At 69.5% G+C, this 19,292-nt stretch carries 20 protein-coding genes; 10 read left to right on the plus strand and 10 right to left on the minus strand.

What is annotated here, in order from left to right:
* Positions 1 to 774, minus strand: a complete 774-nt coding sequence (locus ACWCOV_RS13570; RefSeq protein WP_360527679.1) for an MlaE family ABC transporter permease — start codon at positions 772 to 774, stop codon at positions 1 to 3.
* A gap of 115 nt (positions 775 to 889) precedes the next feature.
* Positions 890 to 1,837 (minus strand): ABC transporter ATP-binding protein, encoded by a 948-nt coding sequence (locus ACWCOV_RS13575; protein ID WP_449829535.1) that lies wholly within the window; start codon positions 1,835 to 1,837, stop codon positions 890 to 892.
* A 387-nt stretch (positions 1,838 to 2,224) separates the two neighbouring features.
* Between ACWCOV_RS13575 and ACWCOV_RS13580 the strand changes: the two genes are divergently transcribed.
* Together ACWCOV_RS13580 and ACWCOV_RS13585 are read left to right on the plus strand one after the other, a co-directional pair.
* A complete protein-coding gene (locus ACWCOV_RS13580; RefSeq protein ID WP_449829536.1) occupies positions 2,225 to 3,682 on the plus strand; it encodes a PhoX family protein in 1,458 nt (485 codons plus the stop codon).
* A complete protein-coding gene (locus ACWCOV_RS13585) occupies positions 3,661 to 4,170 on the plus strand; it encodes a phosphatase PAP2 family protein (protein ID WP_449829537.1) in 510 nt (169 codons plus the stop codon). The genes ACWCOV_RS13580 and ACWCOV_RS13585 overlap by 22 nt, the downstream gene beginning before the upstream one ends.
* Positions 4,171 to 4,219: 49 nt before the next feature.
* Here the strand turns inward: ACWCOV_RS13585 and rplL are convergent, their stop codons facing one another.
* From rplL to ACWCOV_RS13605, 4 genes are all read right to left on the minus strand, one after another.
* Positions 4,220 to 4,606 (minus strand): 50S ribosomal protein L7/L12, encoded by a 387-nt coding sequence (gene rplL, locus ACWCOV_RS13590; protein ID WP_133789427.1) that lies wholly within the window; start codon positions 4,604 to 4,606, stop codon positions 4,220 to 4,222.
* A 66-nt stretch (positions 4,607 to 4,672) separates the two neighbouring features.
* Complete coding sequence (rplJ, locus tag ACWCOV_RS13595) at positions 4,673 to 5,296, minus strand: 50S ribosomal protein L10 (protein ID WP_449829538.1); 624 nt, start codon at positions 5,294 to 5,296, stop codon at positions 4,673 to 4,675.
* 225 nt (positions 5,297 to 5,521) lie between these two features.
* On the minus strand, positions 5,522 to 6,694 hold the full coding sequence (locus ACWCOV_RS13600) for an MFS transporter (RefSeq protein WP_449829539.1): 1,173 nt from the start codon (positions 6,692 to 6,694) through the stop codon (positions 5,522 to 5,524).
* Positions 6,691 to 7,515, minus strand: coding sequence for an IclR family transcriptional regulator (locus tag ACWCOV_RS13605; RefSeq protein WP_449829540.1), 825 nt, complete (start codon positions 7,513 to 7,515; stop codon positions 6,691 to 6,693). Before ACWCOV_RS13605 ends, ACWCOV_RS13600 begins: the two co-directional genes overlap by 4 nt.
* Before the next feature lie 123 nt (positions 7,516 to 7,638).
* Between ACWCOV_RS13605 and ACWCOV_RS13610 the strand changes: the two genes are divergently transcribed.
* Positions 7,639 to 8,454, plus strand: coding sequence for a fumarylacetoacetate hydrolase family protein (locus ACWCOV_RS13610; RefSeq protein WP_449829541.1), 816 nt, complete (start codon positions 7,639 to 7,641; stop codon positions 8,452 to 8,454).
* A complete protein-coding gene (locus tag ACWCOV_RS13615; RefSeq protein ID WP_449829542.1) occupies positions 8,451 to 9,035 on the plus strand; it encodes an SMI1/KNR4 family protein in 585 nt (194 codons plus the stop codon). The genes ACWCOV_RS13610 and ACWCOV_RS13615 overlap by 4 nt, the downstream gene beginning before the upstream one ends.
* Here the strand turns inward: ACWCOV_RS13615 and ACWCOV_RS13620 are convergent, their stop codons facing one another.
* Genes ACWCOV_RS13620 through ACWCOV_RS13630 form a run of 3 tightly spaced genes read right to left on the minus strand, consistent with a single transcriptional unit; the run spans position 9,036 to position 11,178 of the window.
* Positions 9,036 to 9,440 carry a RidA family protein gene (locus ACWCOV_RS13620; RefSeq protein WP_449829543.1) on the minus strand — a complete coding sequence of 135 codons (405 nt, stop codon included), beginning with the start codon at positions 9,438 to 9,440 and terminating at the stop codon, positions 9,036 to 9,038.
* A gap of 14 nt (positions 9,441 to 9,454) precedes the next feature.
* Complete coding sequence (locus ACWCOV_RS13625; RefSeq protein ID WP_449829544.1) at positions 9,455 to 10,189, minus strand: IclR family transcriptional regulator; 735 nt, start codon at positions 10,187 to 10,189, stop codon at positions 9,455 to 9,457.
* The gene (locus ACWCOV_RS13630) at positions 10,186 to 11,178 is read right to left on the minus strand and encodes a sugar kinase (protein ID WP_449829545.1); all 993 of its coding nucleotides are present in this window, start codon (positions 11,176 to 11,178) and stop codon (positions 10,186 to 10,188) included. The genes ACWCOV_RS13625 and ACWCOV_RS13630 overlap by 4 nt, the downstream gene beginning before the upstream one ends.
* A 118-nt stretch (positions 11,179 to 11,296) precedes the next feature.
* Here ACWCOV_RS13630 and ACWCOV_RS13635 point away from each other — a divergent pair, with 118 nt between their 5' ends.
* Genes ACWCOV_RS13635 through ACWCOV_RS13650 form a run of 4 tightly spaced genes read left to right on the plus strand, consistent with a single transcriptional unit; the run spans position 11,297 to position 16,025 of the window.
* Positions 11,297 to 12,601, plus strand: a complete 1,305-nt coding sequence (locus ACWCOV_RS13635; protein ID WP_449829546.1) for an amino acid deaminase — start codon at positions 11,297 to 11,299, stop codon at positions 12,599 to 12,601.
* Between the two features lies 1 nt (position 12,602).
* Positions 12,603 to 14,189: an N-acyl-D-amino-acid deacylase family protein gene (locus tag ACWCOV_RS13640; protein WP_449829547.1), complete on the plus strand. Its 1,587-nt coding sequence runs from the start codon at positions 12,603 to 12,605 to the stop codon at positions 14,187 to 14,189.
* A 22-nt stretch (positions 14,190 to 14,211) separates the two neighbouring features.
* The gene (locus tag ACWCOV_RS13645; RefSeq protein WP_449829548.1) at positions 14,212 to 14,841 is read left to right on the plus strand and encodes a bifunctional 4-hydroxy-2-oxoglutarate aldolase/2-dehydro-3-deoxy-phosphogluconate aldolase; all 630 of its coding nucleotides are present in this window, start codon (positions 14,212 to 14,214) and stop codon (positions 14,839 to 14,841) included.
* Positions 14,838 to 16,025, plus strand: a complete 1,188-nt coding sequence (locus ACWCOV_RS13650; protein WP_449829549.1) for a mandelate racemase/muconate lactonizing enzyme family protein — start codon at positions 14,838 to 14,840, stop codon at positions 16,023 to 16,025. Before ACWCOV_RS13645 ends, ACWCOV_RS13650 begins: the two co-directional genes overlap by 4 nt.
* Here the strand turns inward: ACWCOV_RS13650 and srmL are convergent.
* Positions 16,008 to 17,123 (minus strand): PheS-related mystery ligase SrmL, encoded by a 1,116-nt coding sequence (srmL, locus tag ACWCOV_RS13655; RefSeq protein WP_449829550.1) that lies wholly within the window; start codon positions 17,121 to 17,123, stop codon positions 16,008 to 16,010. The two genes, ACWCOV_RS13650 and srmL, sit on opposite strands and share 18 nt — an antisense overlap.
* 226 nt (positions 17,124 to 17,349) lie before the next feature.
* Here srmL and ACWCOV_RS13660 point away from each other — a divergent pair, with 226 nt between their 5' ends.
* Together ACWCOV_RS13660 and ACWCOV_RS13665 are read left to right on the plus strand one after the other, a co-directional pair.
* Complete coding sequence (locus ACWCOV_RS13660; protein ID WP_449829551.1) at positions 17,350 to 18,393, plus strand: alpha-hydroxy acid oxidase; 1,044 nt, start codon at positions 17,350 to 17,352, stop codon at positions 18,391 to 18,393.
* Positions 18,394 to 18,398: 5 nt separating this feature from the next.
* Positions 18,399 to 19,250, plus strand: coding sequence for a methionyl-tRNA formyltransferase (locus ACWCOV_RS13665; RefSeq protein WP_449829552.1), 852 nt, complete (start codon positions 18,399 to 18,401; stop codon positions 19,248 to 19,250).
* Positions 19,251 to 19,292: the final 42 nt, after the last annotated feature.

Consider the following 19,292-nt stretch of genomic DNA (forward strand, 5'->3'; position numbering starts at 1 on the left):
TCAGGCCCCCTTCGGCGGGACGAGCTGGAAGTAGATCGCCGTCATCGCGAAGTTCGCGACGAACAGCAGCATGAAGGTGATGACGACGGACTGGTTCACCGCGTCGCCGACCCCCTTCGGCCCGCCGCCGGCGTTCATTCCCTTGTACGACGCCACGACCGCCGCGATGAACCCGAACACCAGGGCCTTCGCCTGCCCCTGCCAGAGGTCGGGCAGGTGGGCGAGCGCGGTGAACGAGGCGATGTAACTGCCTGGTGTCCCGTCCTGGAGCACGACGTTGAAGACGTAGCCGCCCATCACGCCGACCACGCTGACGAAGCCGTTCAGGAAGAAGGCGACCAGCATCGTCGCCAGCACCCGCGGCACCACCAGCCGCTGGATCGGGTCGATGCCGAGCACCATCATCGCGTCCAGTTCCTCGCGGATCTTGCGCGCGCCGAGGTCGGCGCAGATCGCCGAGCCGCCGGCGCCGGCGATCAGCAGCGCGGTCGCGATCGGCGAGGCCTCCCGGACCACGGCCAGTACGGCGGCCGACCCGGTGAAGGCCTGCGCGCCGAACTGCTTGATCAGACCACCGACCTGCAACGCGATCACCGCGCCGAACGGGATCGCGACCAGCGCGGTCGGGATGATCGTCACGCTGGCCACGAACCAGGCCTGCTGAAGGAACTCGCGCAACTGGAACGGCCGCCGGACCGAGGCCCTGGCGGTATCGAGAGCAAACGAGAACAGCGAGCCGGCATGCTTCAGCGGGGCGGTCGCGGACACGGTCACGGGGCCTCCCGGTCTGGACCGAGGAGCGCAGGGAGCGAAGCGACCGGAGGGACGAGGGAAGACCGGGAGTCACAGCCCCGGGACCGGCCGCGCGGCAGCGTGGCATTCAATACAGTCACGTCGCGCCCACCACGTCAGCGGCAAAGGAGCCTGGTGGCGGGGTGACGCCGTTGTCGCGGCACCACTCGCCGGGCGGGCGCTGGGTCGGCCGGATCAGGCCGCTGCTCGGCAACTGCTGCAGCGGGATCGGGGGCAGTGGCGGCAGCTCCTGGTCGGCCTCCCGGGCGAGCTCGTCGGCGTCCTTCTCCTCCGACATGCCGATCGGGCCGACCCGCTGCGCGTTCAGGAACTGGCGAACCACCGGCTCCTCGCTGGACAGCAGCATCTCGCGCGGGCCGAACATCGCCAGGTGCCGGTGGTACAGCAGGCCGATGTTGTCCGGCACGGTCCGCGCGGTGTTGATGTCGTGCGTGACGATCAGGCAGGTCGCCTGGGTCATCTCGTTCAGGTCGATGATCAGCTGGTTGAGAAACGCCGTACGGACCGGGTCCAGACCGGAGTCGGGCTCGTCGAAGAGCAGGATCTCTGGCTCCAGCACCAGCGCGCGGGCCAGGCCGGCCCGCTTGCGCATACCGCCGGAGATCTCGCCGGGCAGCTTCTTCTCCGCGCCGACCAGGCCGACCATCTCCATCTTCTCCATCACGATGGAGCGGATCTCGGCCTCGGACTTCTTGGTGTGCTCGCGCAGCGGGAAGGCGACGTTGTCGTAGAGGTTCATCGAGCCGAACATCGCGCCGTCCTGGAACAGCACGCCGAACAGTTTGCGGATCTCGTACAGCTGCCGCTCGCTGCAGGTGGCGATGTCGGTGCCCTCGATGTGGACGTGGCCCCGGTCCGGCTTGAGCAGGCCGATCAGCGTCTTGAGGAAGACGGACTTCCCGGTTCCGGACGGGCCCAGCATCACGCAGATCTCACCGGCGGGCAGCGTCAGGGACACGTCGCCCCAGATCAGCTGACTTCCGAAGGACTTGGTCAGACCTTCGACGCGGACTTCTACGCCCACCGGTCCTCCTCACGGGATGTCTGTCTGGCCCCGAACCGACGACGTTCTGCCGGGTCCAACGACGGGCAGTGGCCTAGGTTACGCACGAGTACGATTTTCCGTAACCCCCGCATGTCAAGCGACGGTGACCAATGCGTCACGCTCCGGTCACACCGATCACGGTGTGTTGATCGGTGGAACACTGTGTGCTGATCGGCACGCGGCCCGAGTGATCCTAGCGGCTGCCCGGGTTCGGCTACGCCGCCCCCACCGCGGACCACGGCCGAACTGGTATCCCAGCGCAAACGACCCGACACACACGGCGACCGGTGGTCCGAGATCTGTCCGGAATACGGCCCGAAAGTTAGCGTCGATCCAGGGAAACGCTGTGGCCGAGGAGGGGAACGGATGAGTATCGAACGAAGGACATTCCTGAAGGGCAGCGCGGCGGTGGCGGGCGGCGTGCTCGCGGGCGGGCCGTTCCAGGGATTCGTGGCACAACAGGCGACGGCCGCGCCGGCCGGCCGGTCGCCCGCTCTGCAGGCGATCCCGGACCTGCGCGACGGCAAGGTCCGGCTGCACCTGCCGAAGGGCTTCGCCTACCGGTCCTTCCACGACACCGAGTTCCCGGTGGTGCTGACCGACGGCACCAACCTGCCCGGCCGGCACGACGGGATGGGCGCGTTCAAGCGACGCAACGGCAACATCGTGCTGGTCCGCAACCACGAGCTGAACAACCCGGGACCGCCGTTCGGGCCGGGGACGCCGTACGACGCGATGGCTCAGGGTGGTACGACGACGATCGAAGTGACCCGGCACGGCCAGGTGATCGAGGCGTTCACCAGCCTGAACGGCACGATGATGAACTGCAGCGGCGGGATCATGCCGTGGGGCAGCTGGGTCACCTGTGAGGAGACGGTGAACGGTCCGGACGTCGGACCGGACTTCACCGGGACCTCCAACGTGCCGCTGACCAAGCCGCACGGGTTCGTCTTCGAGGTGCCGGCCCGGGGGCAGTCCGACCGGCAGCCGATCACGCACGCCGGCCGGTTCGCCCACGAGGCCGTCTCGTTCGATCCCAAGGACGGCATCCTCTACCTGACCGAGGACAACTTCGCCTTCCCGTCCGGGTTCTTCCGCTACATCCCGCCGAAGAACCCGCTGAAGACCGGCCGCTTGCTGGACGGCGGCCGGCTGCAGATGCTCGCCGTCAAGGGCCGCCCGAACCTGAACCTGGCCGCCGAGCAGCCCAAGCGGGCGACGTACGACGTGAAGTGGGTCGACATCGACGACCCGGCGCCGAGCTTCCCGTACACCCCAGGACAGACCGCGCCGACGACGAACGACCAGGCGCTGGTGTACGTCGGCGACCAGGGTCGCGCGCAGGGAGCGGCGTACTTCTCCCGGCTGGAAGGACAGGTGTACGACAACAACGTCGTCTACTTCACCTCGACCCAAGGTGGCGGTGCGGCCGAGACCGGACCGGACTCGGTCGGTGGCTACGGCAACGGCTTCGGCCAGGTCTGGGCGTACCACACCCGGGCACGCAAGCTGCAGCTGATCTTCCAGTCGCCGAACCGGGCGACGCTGGACTTCCCGGACAACGTGACGACCAGCAAGCGCGGGACTCTGGTGCTCTGCGAGGACAACACCGAGGACAACTACCTGCGCGGTCTGTCCCGTGGTGGGCAGCTGTGGGACATCGCGCTGAACCGGCTGACCAGCAGCACCGGCGTGGACCGGTCCGGTGACGAGTTCGCCGGGTCGACGTTCAGCCCGGACGGGCACACGCTGTTCGTGAACATCCAGGCCAGCCGCGGGATGACGTTCGCCATCTGGGGACCGTGGCACCGCATCGGCGTCTAGCGCTCGAGGACGACGTCCTCGTCTGGTTGCACGACGACGCACCGGCTGCCCAGGCGGTCAGCGACCTGACCGAACTGGAGCCGCTCGCAGCCGTTGCGCTCGTCGTGCTGGTGGTGCTGCTCGTACTGCGCCGGTGGCGCGACGCGATCTTCTTCACAGCCGGGGTCGGGGTCGTGTGGGCGGTGAATCCGCTGCTGAAGGAGCTCGTCGGGCGGTCGCGGCCGGATCTCTGGCCGCTGCCGCCGGACGTGTCGGAGTACAGCTTTCCGAGCGGTCATGCGGCGAACACCGCGGCCCTCGTCGGCGCGCTGGTGCTTATGGTGCGCCGGCTGCCGGTTGTCTTGCTGGGTGCGGCCGTGCTGCTGCTCGTGGGGTGGTCGCAGCTGGCACTTGGTCGGCACTACCCCACCGACATCCTCGCCGGGTGGCTGTGGGCGCTGGCCTGGGTCGGGGTGGCCCGGAACATGACGAAGGGCGGCCCTGGGTAGGACCGCCCTTCGGCGTACAGCTGGTTGTGCGGTCTGCAGACCGCACAGGTCACTTCAGGGTGACGGTGGCGCCGGCGCCCTCGAGGGCCTCCTTGGCCTTCTCCGCGGCAGCCTTGTCGACCTTCTCGAGGATGGCCTTCGGGGCCGACTCGACGAGGTCCTTGGCCTCCTTCAGGCCGAGGCTCGTGAGACCGCGCACCTCCTTGATGACCTGGATCTTCTTGTCGCCGGCGCTCTCCAGAACGACGTCGAACTCGTCCTGCTCCGCGGCCTCCTCGGCAGCGGCAGCCGGCGCGCCCGGGGCGGCGGCAACGGCGACCGGGGCGGCGGCGGTGACGCCGAACTCCTCCTCGAACGCCTTAACGAACTCCGACAGCTCCAGCAGGGTCAGTTCCTTGAACTGGCCGAGGAGCTCTTCGGTGCTGAGCTTCGCCATGGTGGCGGTCCTTCCTAACTGTGGTACTTCGTGATCACTGATGGGGTACTACGTGTGAGCTTCGCTTCAGCTGTCAGCCGAAGCGGTCTCCTCGGTGCTCGCCTCGGCAGGTGCCTCGACCGTGTCCTGCACGGCCGGCGCCTCGTCCGCCACTGCGTCCTGCACAGGGGCGGCCTCGGCCGGCAGCTTCTCCTGCAGCGCCGCGAACAGGCGCGCGGCCTGCGACAGCGGAGCAGCGAACAACGACACCGCCTGCTGCGGAGCCGCCTTCATCGCACCTGCGAGCTTCGCGAGGAGAACCTCACGCGACTCCAGGTCAGCGAGCTTGCTGATCTCGTCAGAGCCGAGTGCCTTGCCTTCCAGCACTCCACCCTTGATGACGAGATGGGGATTCGCCTTGGCGAAGTCACGCAGGCCCTTGGCCGCGACCACCGGGTCACCCTTGATGAACGCGATGGCCGAGGGACCCTGCAGCAGCGAGTCGAACGACTCGAAACCGGCGTCCTTGGCCGCAATCTTGGTCAGCGTGTTCTTCACCACGGCATAGTTCACGTCGTCACCGAGCGCAGTCCGCAGTTGCTTGAGCTGCGCCACGGTGAGTCCGCGGTACTCGGTCAGCACGGCGCCGTTCGAGCTGCGGAACTCGTCCGTCAACTCGGCGACTGCGGCTGCCTTGTCCGGCCTCGCCATGGGGTCTCCTTCTCTATGGCTTCCACGCCTCGGACCCCTGGACAAAAGAAAAACGCCCCTGCGCAGGCGCAAAGGGCGTGAAAGAAACGACTCACACTGTCTAAGCTCACCTGCGCGGGCCGCCCACTCGAGAGTGGGACCTTCAGTCACCCCCACACTTTCACACAGGGGCGACAACCAGCGGTCTTCGGCAGTAGACAGTGTGCCTGGTGTACACGCCGTTAATCAAATCGGCCGTGGATGGGGTGGTATCCAGCGGTGCATCGCGGTGGCCGCCGCCCAGCCGGTGGCCGCCATGATCACGATCGCCGGCCCCAGACCGAGCATTGCCGTGGCACCCGCCAGCAGCAGTGGACCAGCACCGTTGCCGGTGTCCGCGAACAACCTGAACGCACCCAGGAACTGAGCCCGCCCGACCGCCGGCGACGCATCCGCCCCCAGCGTCATGATCACGCCCGCACCCAGCCCGTTGCCGATCCCCATCAGCAGCGCGACCGCGGTCAGCGTCGCCATGGTGTGGGTCAGCGGGAGCAGCAGGTGCGCCAGGCCGAGGACGAACATCGACGGTACGGCGACCCACTTGCGACCGAGGCGGTCCATCACCGACCCGGCCGGGTAGAACAGCAGCATGTCGACCGCGCCGGACAGCCCGAAGATGATGCTGGTGGTCTCCGGATCGAGCCCGATGTGCAGCGCCCACAGCGGGATCACCACCTGGCGTGACGCCCGGACCGCACCGACCAGCAGCGCCCCGACCCCCAGGGTCCGCAGGACCGGCAGGTGCTCCCGGATCACGGTCCAGGTCGACTGCGCGACCACGGGCCGGCTGCCGCGCGTCCGCCGTACCGACTCGATGTCGGGGAGGCTGAGCAGGACGCCGCAGGCCAGGACCGCGGCGACGAAGTGGACCCAGTAGGCGCCGTCCGTGCCGAGGAACCGCATCGCGAACGCGCCCAGGAACGGGCCGATGAAGGAGCCGATGCGCTGCACACCCCCGAGCGTGGACAGCGCGCGAGCTCGCATCTCGATCGGCACGGCCTCGCTCAGGTAGGCCTGCCGGGCCAGCCCCCAGACCGCGCCCGCGACGCCGGTGGCGCCGATCGCGATCGCGAGGCCCCAGACCGTCGGGACGAGCAGGCAGGCGACCAGGGCCAACGCGACCAGTCCGGTCGCGAGGAGCATCGCGTGGCGTTCACCGATCTTGTTGGTGAGCGCACCGGCCGGGATGTCGCCGATGACTTGGCCGAGGCCGGCGGCCGCGACGACCAGCCCGGCGACTGCGACCGAGGCGCCGAGATGGGTGGCCGACACGGCCACGACCGGTGCGATGGCGCCCTGGCCGATGCCGTAGAGCAGCGCCGGGAGGTAGACCGACGGTGCGATTCGCCAGAGGTTCATGAGGCCGGCCCGGAAGCCAGCGCCGTACCGCGGTCACGCTCGGACTCGGTCGCCCCGAGCAACTCGGACACCGTCCACGCCGCCGGGACGATCAGCTCACCGAGCTCTTCCAGCCGCTCCGCCGGCATCCGCAACTCCGGCCCGGAGATCGACAGACACCCCACGGCCTGGCCCGAGTAGTCGAAGACCGGCGCCGAGACGGACCTGATTCCCGGTGTGCGTTCCGACATCGATTTGGCGAAGCCCCTCTGCCGGATCTCGGCCAGCTGCGCAGCCAGCACGGCGGGATCCGTGATCGTCTGCAGAAGCACCTGCTCGAGTGGAGCCGCCAGCACCTCGGCCTGCCGCTGCCACGGCGAGAACGCGAGCAGCACCTTCCCCGGCGCCCCCAGCGGCAGCGGCACCGGGATGCCGAACTCCGTGTAGGTACGGCGCAACTGGTGCCGGCTCTCGACCTGGTCGAGGACGACGCGCTGCCCACTCGGGAGCAGCTCGTGCACGGCCGCGGTCTCCTCGGTCGCGTCCCGGAGCTCACGCAGCACCGGCATCGCGGCGTCACGCAAACCGGCCGGGGTGCCGCCGCTGTGCGCCAACTGGACGACCAGCGGACCGATCGCGTACCGGCGGTGTGCGGTCTGCCGGATCAGGCCGTTCTCCTGCATCGCGAGCAGCAGCCGGTGCACCGTGCTGGTGGACAGGCCGGTGGCCCGGGCCAGGTCGCTGATGCCGAGATCCGGCGTGCGGGCGTCGAAGCAGCGCAGGATCGCCACCGCCCGGTCGATCGACTGCACCGACCCGCGGCGAAGGTCCGATTCCTGCATAGCGGCATGCTATCCCACGATGCGGGAAATGGACCCGGGTTCTCGATCACTGGACACAGCGACCCCCTAGGCTGCAGACATCGCCGATCACTTGGGAGCCGCATGTCCGTCCAGCTGGGGTCCGTGAGAGTTGCTGAAGGCAACGAGGCCGCCGCGGTGGTTTCGGAACGAGGAGCGGCGCTGGCTACCGACCTGGGGTTCGACGGCGACACGCTGTCGATCCTGTCCCGGACGTCGCTGAACGAGCTGGCCGCCGCGTCCGGCGACTTCCGCGACCCGGCCGGCTTCGAGTTCGTCGCGCCGTACCGGCATCCGCGCAAGCTCTGGGGCATCGGGCTGAACTACCTCGAGCACGCCGGCGACCTGTCCGAGAACGTGCCGACCGAGCCGGCCTCGTTCCTGAAGGGCGACCACACGATCATCGGGCCGGGCGACCCGATCCCGGTGCCGTCGCAGAGCAGCCGGACCACGGCCGAGGCCGAGCTCGGGCTGGTGATCGGCCGGGAGTGCTACCAGGTCGAGGAGGACGAGGCGCTCGACTACGTGTACGGCGTGGTGCCCGTGCTGGACCAGACCGCCGAGGACATCCTGGAGCGCAACCCACGGTTCCTGACCCGGTCGAAGAACTTCCCCGGATTCTTCTCCTTCGGACCGACGATCGTCGGGCTGGACGCCGTACTCGCACACTGGGGCTCGCTGGACGCCGTCGAGGTGTCGACGGTGCTCAACGGCTCGGTGCACCGGAGCAACACGGTGTCCAACATGGCCTTCAGCCCGGCGTTCCTGGTCAGCTTCCACAGCAAGGTGATGCCGCTCTTCCCCGGCGACATCATCTCCACCGGTACGCCGGGGGCCGTCCACATCAACCCGGGTGACGTGGCCGAGTGCCGCATCCCCGGCGTCGGCACGCTCACCAACCCCGTGATCGCCGGCCGATGACGATCACCGAGTCCTGGCGATCCATCGACGCCTGGCTGGCACAGCACGCGCCTGCGACGTACGCCGTCCTCGCGCCGCCGGCAACCGACGTGGAGCTCGCCGGGATGGACCTGCCCCCCGAGGTGGTCGAGTCGCTCCGTTGCCACAACGGCCTGACCGAGTGGGCCAACGTCCTGCCCGAGGGCCCGCCGTCGAGCGCGGCCGAGATCGCCGCCAACTACCAGATCCGCCTGGACCTGGCCGAGGAGTTCGTCTATCCGCCCGACCAGGAGCCGTACTGGCACCCGGCCTGGATCCCGTGGTCGGACAGCGACGGCGACCTGCAGTTCGTCGACCTCCGCCCCGGCCCGACGTACGGTCAACTCGCCCTCGCGCCCCACGACGGCCCCGTCGACTTCATCGACGCCTTCGCCAGCCTCACCACGTACCTGCAAACCGTGGTCGACTCCCTCAACCACGGCACCGGCATCAACAACTGGTACCCCTACCTCACGACGCACCAGGAACTCTGGTGGGACCAGGGCCCGGACAAGCGGTCCGTCAACGACGAGCCCCTCGTCCGGGCCCCCACACTGGGCTAGCTAGCTCAGGACGGCGAGGGCGTCGATCTCCACCAGCATGTCCTCGAGGGGAAGGCCGGTGAAGACTGTGGTGCGGGAGGGCAGGACGCCGCTCGGGGTGCGGGTGGAGAGGAACTCGGCGTACGCCTCGTTCATCGCGGCGAAGTCGTCGCGGGTGGTGAGGTAGACACGCATCATCACCACGTCGTCGAAGCTGCCGCCGCCGGCGGTCAGGATCGCCTCGACGTTCTGCAGCACCCGGGCCGTCTGGCTCTTCACGTCACCGGTGTGGACGAACTCGCCGCTGGCCGGGTCGACCGAGCCCTGGCCGGACACCTGCAGGATGTTGCCCTTGCGCACGCCCTGCGAGTACACCGGCAGTGGCGCCGGCGCTTCGGTGGTGGAGACGGCGGTCTTGTCGGACATCAGCGTCATACCTCTCAGTTGTAGTCAGCACTGATCGCTCGCGTGGTGGCGAGCAGGTCTGGCAGCAACTCCAGCACCTGCTCGTAGTTCAGCAGCACGTCGGGTACCGAGACCGACACCGCCCCGACGATCCGGCCGGCGCGGTCGGCGACCGGCGCCCCGATGCAATTGATGAAGGACTCGTGCTCGGCCCGGTCCTGCGCCCAGCCCTGCGCCCGCACCTCGTCCAGCTCGTCCCGCAGTACGTCGGGATCGGTGATCGTCTGCGGCGTGAACGCGTGGTAGTCGATCGACGCCAGCAACGCTTCGCGCTGCCGCTTGGGCTGCGCGGCCAGCAACACCTTCCCTACCGCAGTGCAGTGCAGCGCGGCAGGTACGCCGACCTGCGAGTACATCCGCACCGACCGCACACTGTCCAGCTTGTCGACGTAGATGACCTCGCCGTTCTCCCATGCCGCGAGGTGGACGGTCTGGCCGGTCCTCTGGTTCAGCTGACGCAGGTGCGGTGCAGCGACCGCGCGTACGACGTGCTGTTCGCGAGCAGCGTCCGCCAGCGAGAACAGACGGGAGCCCAACCGGTAGCGGTGCGACTCGTCACGCCGTACGAACCTGTCTGCTTCCATGGTGCGCAGCAGCCGCAGCACGGTTGTCTTGTGGACGCCGAGCTCGGTCGCGAGCTGATCCAGCGACCGCTCGCCCTCTCCCAAGCTGGACAGGATCTGCAACGCCCTGGCGAGGCTCTGACTCATGGCAGCGTCACACCCGACGGACCGACCTTGACCACCGCCCACTCCTCGTCGGAGCAGTCCAACAGCTTCTGACGTACAGCGGGATCCAACGGCGCAGCGTGGTCCTCAGGCACGGCCAGCACCGCGGCCGCGCCCAGATGCCCCTGCCGCAACCGCTGCTTCATCGGCAACCCCTGCAACGTCCCCGCGAGGAACCCGGCCGCAAACGCGTCACCGGCGCCGACCGGCTCGACCACCTCGACCGTCACGGCAGGAACCTCGGTACGGCGACCATCCGGCTCCAGCACGAGGGCAGTATGCGCATCGTTCTTCATCACCAACGTGCACCGCGGCCCGAGCGCATCACGCAACTCTGCCGGGTCGCTGGTCCCAGCAAAGACCTCAGCCTCGTCGGCGCCGATCAGTACGACGTCAGCCGCCCGCAGCACCCGCCACAGCGGCTCCGGGTCCTTGTCGCGCCACAGCGCCGGCCGCCAGTTGAGGTCGACACTCAAGATGTAGTCCCGCGCATCACCGGCCAGGCGCTCCAGCATCTCGGCGCAGGTGCTGGAGATGGCTGCGGTGATACCGGTGGTGTGCACCAGGTCAGCGCCGGCAAGCCGTTCGCGCACCGCGGGCCGGTCCAGGAACGCGGGGGCCATCGCGGACGCGGCCGAGCCGGAGCGGTAGTAATGCATCCGCGAGCGACCGTCGGTCGTGTGCTTCACGTACAGCCCGGTCGGCCGGTCCGGGTCCGCCTCGACGCCGCCGACGTCGACCCCACGCTCCCGCAGGTCACGCAGTACGTGCCGGCCGAACCCGTCGTCGCCCAGCCGCGACACCCAACTCGTCGAGACCCCCAGCGCAGCCAGTCCGCCGGCCACGTTGCACTCGGCGCCACCCACCGACCGCCGGAACGTCTCGACGTCCTCCAGCGGTCCGCCGGCGTCCCCGGCGAGCATGATCATCGCCTCACCGAGACACACTGCACGTGAGACGACATCCGCCATCGGCGTTCTCCCGGAATGCTTGTCTTTGACTGGAGTTCGGGCGTGATGCTACAACCGTGAAGTCAGAATGCGCAATCAGCGTTGCGTATTCTGCAACTCAACCACCGCAGGGGATCAGATGCCAGCTTCGTACGACGCAGCAGCCCTCGCCGCTCTTGCCGACCAGCAGGTGAGCTGGCAGGACAAGGCACTACCGCCCGCCTTCTGGGGCCGGACCGTCGCCGAGGTGCTGGCCGACAAGCCGCGGCTGTCCCAGCTGCCCACTCCTCTGCTGACCCTGTCCGCGCCCGGCCTGCGCCACAACGTGGACACCCTGGCCCGCTGGTGCGCGAACCACGGCGTCGAGCTGGCGCCACACGGCAAGACGACGATGGCGCCCGCGCTCTGGGCCATGCAGCTCGAGGCCGGGTCCTGGGCTATCACCCTCGCAAACGGCTTCCAGCTCGGCGTCGCCCGCGCGTACGGCGTGAGCCGGGTGCTGATCGCCAACGCGATCGTCTCCCCGCTGCAGCTGCGCTGGATCGCCGACGAGCTCGCCGCCGACCCGGAGTTCGAGGTCCTGGTCTGGGCCGACTCGGTCCGGACGGTCGAGATCATGGAGGCGGCCAGGGCGGCGTACGTCGGACCGCACGCCCGACCCCTCGACGTCCTTGTGGAGGTCGGCGGACTCGACGGCCGGACCGGCGCTCGCGACGCGGAGACCGCGGTGGCCGTCGGCGAGGCGATCGCCAACGCGTCGACCCTGCGGCTCGCCGGTGTCGCCGGGTACGAGGGGGCGATCGGCCACGGCGTCGACGAGGCCGACCTCGAGACGGTGCGCGCGTACCTCCGCGAGCTGGCCGGGATCCACACCCGGCTCAAGGGTCTGTACGACGCGGACGTCGTACCCGTGGTGAGCGCGGGCGGCAGCCAGTACTTCGACGACGTCGCGACCGTGCTTGCTCCACTCGGCGAGGACGGCGCGCGCGTGGTGCTCCGGTCTGGCGCGTACATCACCCACGACGACGGCATGTACCGCCGGCTGTCACCCCTCGGCGAGGCGCCGCGGACCGACGGGGACCGACTGGTTTCCGCGATGCACGGCTGGGTCCGGATCACCTCGCAACCCGAACCAGGGTTGGCGATCTTCGACGCCGGCCGCCGCGACCTGCCGTTCGACCAGGACCTGCCCGAACCACAGCTGATCCGGCCGCGGGCCGACGGCGAGCCGGTGCTGAAGGCGACCGGGATGACCGTCGCCAAGCTGAACGACCAGCACGGCTACCTGCGGTTCGACGGTGACCCGGTGCTGATCGGCGACGAGCTCCGGGTCGGTCTCTCGCACCCGTGTACGGCGTTCGACAAGTGGGGACTGATCCCGGTCGTGGACGACCCGGATGCCGCGGATCCTGTCGTGGTCGACCTGGTCAGGACCTTCTTCTGACATGGCCGACCTCCTGATCAAGGGCGCCACCGTCCTGGACGGATCCGGCGCTCCCGGCGCGCCGGCCGACGTGGCCGTCGACGGCGCCCGCATCGTGGCCATCGGCAACGACCTGCCGGCCGGCCGCCGGACGATCGACGCCGACGGGCTGGTGCTGTCCCCCGGCTTCATCGACATGCACGCGCACTCCGACCTCCAGATCCTGGCGAACCCGGACCACACCGCGAAGGTCAGCCAGGGCGTCACGCTCGAGGTGCTCGGCCAGGACGGCCTGTCGTTCGCCCCGATCGACGACCCGACCCGGGCCGCGCTCCGGCGCCAGATCGCCGGCTGGAACGGGGAACCGGACGACTTCGACTTCAGTTGGTCCACAGTCGGTGGATACCTGGACCGCCTCGACCAGGGGATCGCCTGCAACGCGTCGTACCTGGTCCCGCAGGGCACGTTGCGGATGATGGTCGTCGGCACCGAGAACCGCCCGGCCACTCGCGCCGAGTTGGACGAGATGAAGCGACTGCTTGCCGAAGGGCTCCAGCAGGGCGCCGTCGGGATGAGCAGCGGCCTCACCTACACCCCTGGCATGTTCGCGACCACCGCCGAGCTCGTCGAGCTGTGCACGGTCCTGGCCGAGTACGGCGGCTACTACAGCCCGCACCAACGCTCGTACGGCGAGGGCGCACTCGACGCGTACGGCGAAATGGTCGAGGTCGCTCGGCAGTCCGGATGCGCCCTGCACCTCACCCACGCGGTGATGAACTTCGAGCCGAACCGCGGTCGCGGCGCCGACCTGGTGGCGATGATCGACAAGGCGGTCGCGAACGGGGTCGACGTCACCACCGACACCTACCCGTACTTGCCTGGGGCAACAACACTCGCGGCGATCCTGCCGAGCTGGACCGCCGAGGGCGGGCCGGACGCGCAGCTGTCCCGGCTCCGGGACTCCGAGTCGCGCCGGCGGATCGCCCACGAGCTGGAGCACCTCGGCTCGGACGGCTGCCACGGCTGCGTGACCGACTGGAACACCATCGAGATCGGCGGGGTGAAGAACCCGGCGCTGAACGGTGCAGTGGGCAAGACGATCGCCGCGCTCGCCGGTGACACCGGCGCCGAGCCGGCCGAGGTGTTCTTCGACCTGCTGATCCGGGACAACCTGGCCACCTCGATCCTGCAGCACGTCGGACACGAGGAGAACGTCCGGACGATCATGCGGCACTCGAGCCACACCGGCGGCTCGGACGCGATCCTGGTCGGCGCGAAACCGCACCCGCGCTCGTGGGGCACGTTTCCGCGCTACCTCGGCCGGTATGTGCGCGAGCTCGGCGTCCTGGAGCTGGCGGACTGCATCCACCACCTGACCGGTCGCCCGGCCCGGCGGCTGCGGCTGACGGATCGCGGTCTGGTCCGCGAGGGGTACCACGCGGACCTGGTGCTGTTCGACCCGGACACCGTGATCGACACCGCGACCTTCGACGATCCCCGGCAGCAGGCCGAGGGGATTCCGTACGTGTTCGTCAACGGCGTGCCCGTCATCGACGACGGCCGCCGTACCGATGCACTTCCCGGCGACGCTGTCCGCCGTACTGCCTAGATCGTGTCTGAGAGGAAGCCTCATGCTGGACTTGCTGCGCGCCGACCGGGTTCTGACCGTCGTCCGGGCTCCGGAGATCAGTGACGCCCGCGACCTGTGCGCGGCGCTGGTTGCCGGCGGCATCCATGCGGTGGAGCTGACCTACACCACGCCGGACCTGCCCCGGCACCTCGAGCGGGCCGCGTCGACTGCCGCCGAGACGGGTGCGGTGGTGGGCGCCGGGACCGTGCAGACCGGCGCGCACGCCAAGCAGGCGATCGACGCCGGCGCGCAGTTCCTGGTCACCCCGGGCCAGGGCCCCGAAGCGGCCGCAATCGCCGAGGCAGCGCGTGCAGCCGGCATCCCGGTCGTGCTGGGCGCGTTCACGCCCTCCGAGGTGATGACCGCGCTCGCGCTCGGCTCGGACGCGGTCAAGATCTTCCCGGCACACCAACTCGGGCCGAAGTACTTCAAGGACCTCAATGGCCCGTTCCCCGGCGTGCCGCTGATCCCGTCCGGTGGTGTCAACGCCGGCAACGCCCGCGACTTCCTCGCCGCGGGCGCGCTGGCGGTCAGCGCCGGTACGGACGTCGTCGCCCCGGCGGACGTGGTGGCGGGGAACTGGCATGAGATCACCGCCAAGGCCGAGGCGTTCTGCAAGGCACTGCAGTGAAGGTGACAGCGGTCGAGACCATCCGGCCGCGAGTGCAGTCCAACCTGTGCTTCGTCCGGTTGCACACGGACACCGGGCTGACCGGGCTCGGCGAGTCGTTCTTCGGCGCGGCCGCGGTAGAGGCGCACATCCACGAGACGGTCGCGCCGGTGCTGCTCGGTCTGGACGACCCTTCGCCACAACAGGTCGCCGTACTGCTCGCGCCGTACGTCGGTTATCAGGGTGGTGGCGCCGAGTTGCGTGGCAACGGCGCGGTCGACATCGCGCTGTGGGACCTGATGGGTCAGGCCACCGGGTTGCCGTTGGCGCGGCTGCTCGGCGGGCCGGTGCGCGACCGGATCCGGACGTACAACACGTGCGCGGGCGGCCGGTACATCAGCACGTCGACGCGGCAGAACTCCTCGAACTGGGGCCTGCCTGCCGACGCCGGCGAGTACGAGGACCTGTACGCGTTCATGCACCACCCGGCCCGGCTGGCCCGCGAACTGTGGGACGAGGGCACCCGCGGGATGAAGATCTGGCCGTTCGACCAGGCCGCCGAGGAGAGCAACGGCACCGACATCTCGCCGCGGGCGCTGGCCGCCGGCCTGGACATCGTCGAGGCGATCCGGGCCGAGGTCGGGCTCGAGATGGACCTGATGATCGAGTTGCACGGCCTGTGGACCCGGACCGCGGCCGCCAAGCTGGCCCGGGCGCTGACGGAGTTCCGCCCGTTCTGGATCGAGGACCCGCTGCGTCCGGACGCCGCCGACGCACTCGGCGCGCTCCGCGCGGAGATCGACGTGCCGATCGCGACCGGCGAGACCTGCATCGGGCGACGCGGCTTCCTGCCGCTGTTCCAGCGTGGTGCGGTCGACGTCGCCACGCTCGACATCGGCTGGACCGGCGGCATCACCGAAGCGGTGAAGATCGCCTCCCTCGCGGACGCGTTCTCGGTCCCGATCGCGCCGCACGACTGCACCGGCCCGGTCTCGCTGGCCGTCGCGACACACGTGGTCTGCAGCCAGCCGAACGGGCTGATCCAGGAAACCGCTCGGTCTTTCATCCGCACCTGGTACCCCGAACTCGTCGAAGGGCTCCCGGAGCTGGTCCCGGGCGAGGTCGTCCTACCCACCTCGCCCGGGCACGGTGTCCGTCTCCGTGACGACCTGGACGCGGTCTCCCGGCTAACCGATCAGCTCTAGCACCGGCCCTTCGTGGAGAGCCCGATAGACCTTGTCGCGTAGGGCATTCGCCTCTGCGTCGGTCAGGGTTCGGTCGACCGGTCTGAGGATCAACCTGACCAGCACGTTGCGCTGACCCGGGTTCAGCTGGAGCCGATCGCGGGCGGGCTGCGGCAGGTCGTCGTACGACGTCTCGCTGATCACGTCGACGGACTCCGCGGCGTCGGCGTCGGCACCGAGTGCGTTGCGGACCTTGTCACCGATCGCCTCGGGCGACAGGTCAGCAGCCGTGTCCATCACCACCGACAGGTCGCGGCGGACCGGTGGCATCGACGAGACCGACCTGTACGGCGACAGGTCGAGCATCTGGTCCGCCACCCGGGGATCCGTTGACCGGAGCAACCGGATGTCCCGGATGCCCTTGCGGAGCATCAAGAGCCGGTCCAACCCCGGCCCCATGGCCAGACCGGTCCAGCTCTCGTCCAGACCGGCCTTCCTGAGCACGTGCGGCGCCGCGACACCACACTCACCGATCTCGATCCACTGGTCGTCCAGCAGTACGTCGATCTGGCGGCCACGGATCGTGTAGGGGTGCACCGCGGGCACGGTGCGATACATCTGGCCCGGCAGGACGGTGTCGACCAGCCGGGCGATCATGTCCTCCAGCTCGGGCTCGCCGAGCGTGACGTTCCGGCTGATCCGCCACAGGTCGAGCTGGTGCGGCGTACCCGTGTGCTGCCAGTCGACGGAGTCGCGGCGGTAGCAGATGCCCGCACAGACCATCAGTACGTCGGACGACGTACTCGTTGCCAGCTCCCGCAGCGCAGGCGGGATCATCGCGGACGTGTGGCTCCGCAGTACCTCGCCGTCCGAGGCATAACGCGTGTAGCGGGCTTCCCGGGTCACCGCGTCGGCGGCGTACCCGAGGTTGTCGTAGTTGTCGGCCAGTGGGACGACCGGATGGTCGCGTCTGGTCCAGATCTCGGTGTACGGCCAGGCCTGGCCGAGCGCCGTACGGATCGAGTCGACGATCAGCTGGATGGCGTGCGGTCCCTGGGCCGGGTCGGTCAGGTCGCGCAGGGACAGGGCAGCGTGCAGTTCTTCGATGGTGATCGACATCGGAGTCTCTCCAAGGGTGACGGTCTCGACGGGGGTCCACCCCGGTCGGCCGCGGTCCTCAGGAGAGAGCGCAGCAGCGGCTCACCCCGTCGGCACCGTCGTGCCGGCCGGGGCGCAGAAATCGCCGCCCGTACTGCGTCATGCGACCAGGGTACCCGGTCGCGGCCGCGGTTCTCCTGTGGAAATTTTCTGCCCGGAGCACCGGACCGGTGCGACGATGGGGCGCATGCGATGGATCGACACCCTCGAAGCCGCGGCCGCCGAGAAGCTCCCGGAAGCCGTGCACCGGTACTTCCGGCAGGGCTCGGCCGGCGGGATCAGCGCCGGCGAGGCCGTCGAGGCGTGGTCGGCGTACCGCTTCCGGCCGCGGGTGCTGCAGGACGTGTCCTCGGTCTCGGTGCGAACGACGGTGCTCGGCACGCCGGTCGACGTACCGGTGCTGGTTGCGCCGTCGACGATGCACCGGATGGTGGATCCCGATGGCGAGGTCGCGACGGCGACCGGCGTCGGCGCAGCTGGGTCGTTGATCGGCTTGTCCAGCAACGCCGGGACGACCTTCGCGGACCTTGGCGCGACCGGTGTGCCGTGGTGGCTGCAGATCTACGTCGTGCGGAACCGGTCGGTGACCGAGCGGATGCTCGACGCCGCGGTCGAGGGTGGTGCGCGGGCCGTCGTACTGACTGTCGACACACCGGTGGTCGGTCGCAAGGAGGACTCCGGCGAGACGGTGTGGGACCTCGTGCAGCCTGGTCAGTTGCTGGCGAACCTGCCCGCGGGCGACTGGACCGATGACGATCTGGCGAAGGCGGACGACCTGGGTCCGGACGTGATCGGCTGGCTCGCTTCTCGGACCGGGCTGCCGGTGGTTGTGAAGGGCGTGCTGCGCGGCGACGACGCCAAACGCTGCGCCGACGCTGGTGCCGCCGGAGTGATCGTGTCGAACCACGGCGGTCGCCAGCTCGACGGCGCGATCCCCACAGCACTGGCACTACCGGAGGTCGCGGAGGCGCTTGCCGGCACGAGCACTGAGGTCTATGTCGACGGCGGCATCCGGCGCGGCGAACACGTGCTCGCCGCGTTGGCGCTGGGCGCTCGTGCGGTCTTCGTCGGCCGGCCGGCGCTGTGGGCGCTCACGGTCGGCGGCTCGGCGGGGGTCACTCGGTTGCTCACGGACCTCGGCGAGGAGTTGGAGCATTGCCTCCGGTTGGTCGGCTGTCCCACGCCAGCCGAGCTCACCCCGGACCTCGTCACCCGGCACTTCAGGGACTGATTGCGGTGGACAGCCTGCGGATCGTCACGCTGAACGCCTTCCCGGCCGGCTACCGGCTGGTGCACGACTTCGCCGAGCGGAACGGTCACGAGATCGCGCTGGTGGTCACGCTGCCGCACACCGACCGGTACGGCGCCTCGATCCGGCCGCTGGTCCTGGACCTGCCGTCGCAGAGCAACGTGCTGATCACTGCCAAGCTGCGGACGGTGGCGGCGCCGGCGATCGCGGCGCTACGCGCGGACGTGATCATCTCGGCCGCGTTCCCGCGCCTGATCCCGCCGGAGATCCTCGAACTGCCCAAGTACGGCGCGATCAACTGCCACCCGTCGCCGCTCCCGGCCGGGCGCGGGCCGACGCCGCAACGGCTGATCTACGAAGGTGACGACCGGGTCGGCGCGACCGTGCACCGGACCGCCGCCGAGTTCGACACCGGGGCGATCCTCGCGCAACGGATCGCGCCGCTGCCGGAGGATCTCAACGGCACCGGCATCATGCAGACCTGGCGCACCCTCCTCGCCGAGTGCCTGGACGAAGCCGTCCCCCGCCTGGTCGCCGGCGACCCCGGCCTCCCCCAAGACCCGGCCAAAGCCACCGAAGCCCCGCTCTTCACCGAGTCCGAACACCTCCTGGACCTCACCGAGCCGTCCTTCGTCATCCGCCGCAAAGCCGCCGCCCTGAACGTCACCTCCCCCACCGCCCGCCTCCACCTCAACGGCACCACCCACCTGATCTCCCGCACAGACCCCGCCCCCGGCTCTTCCCCCGCACCCCCCGGCACCGTCCTGTCCGAACACCCGAACGGCTGGACCCTACAGACCGCCGACCACCCCCTCCGCCTAACCCGAGCCACCCCCTAACTCCAGGCATGCGAAAGGGCCCCGGTCGGGTGACCGGGGCCC

This window comes from Kribbella sp. NPDC002412, from assembly GCF_053592935.1.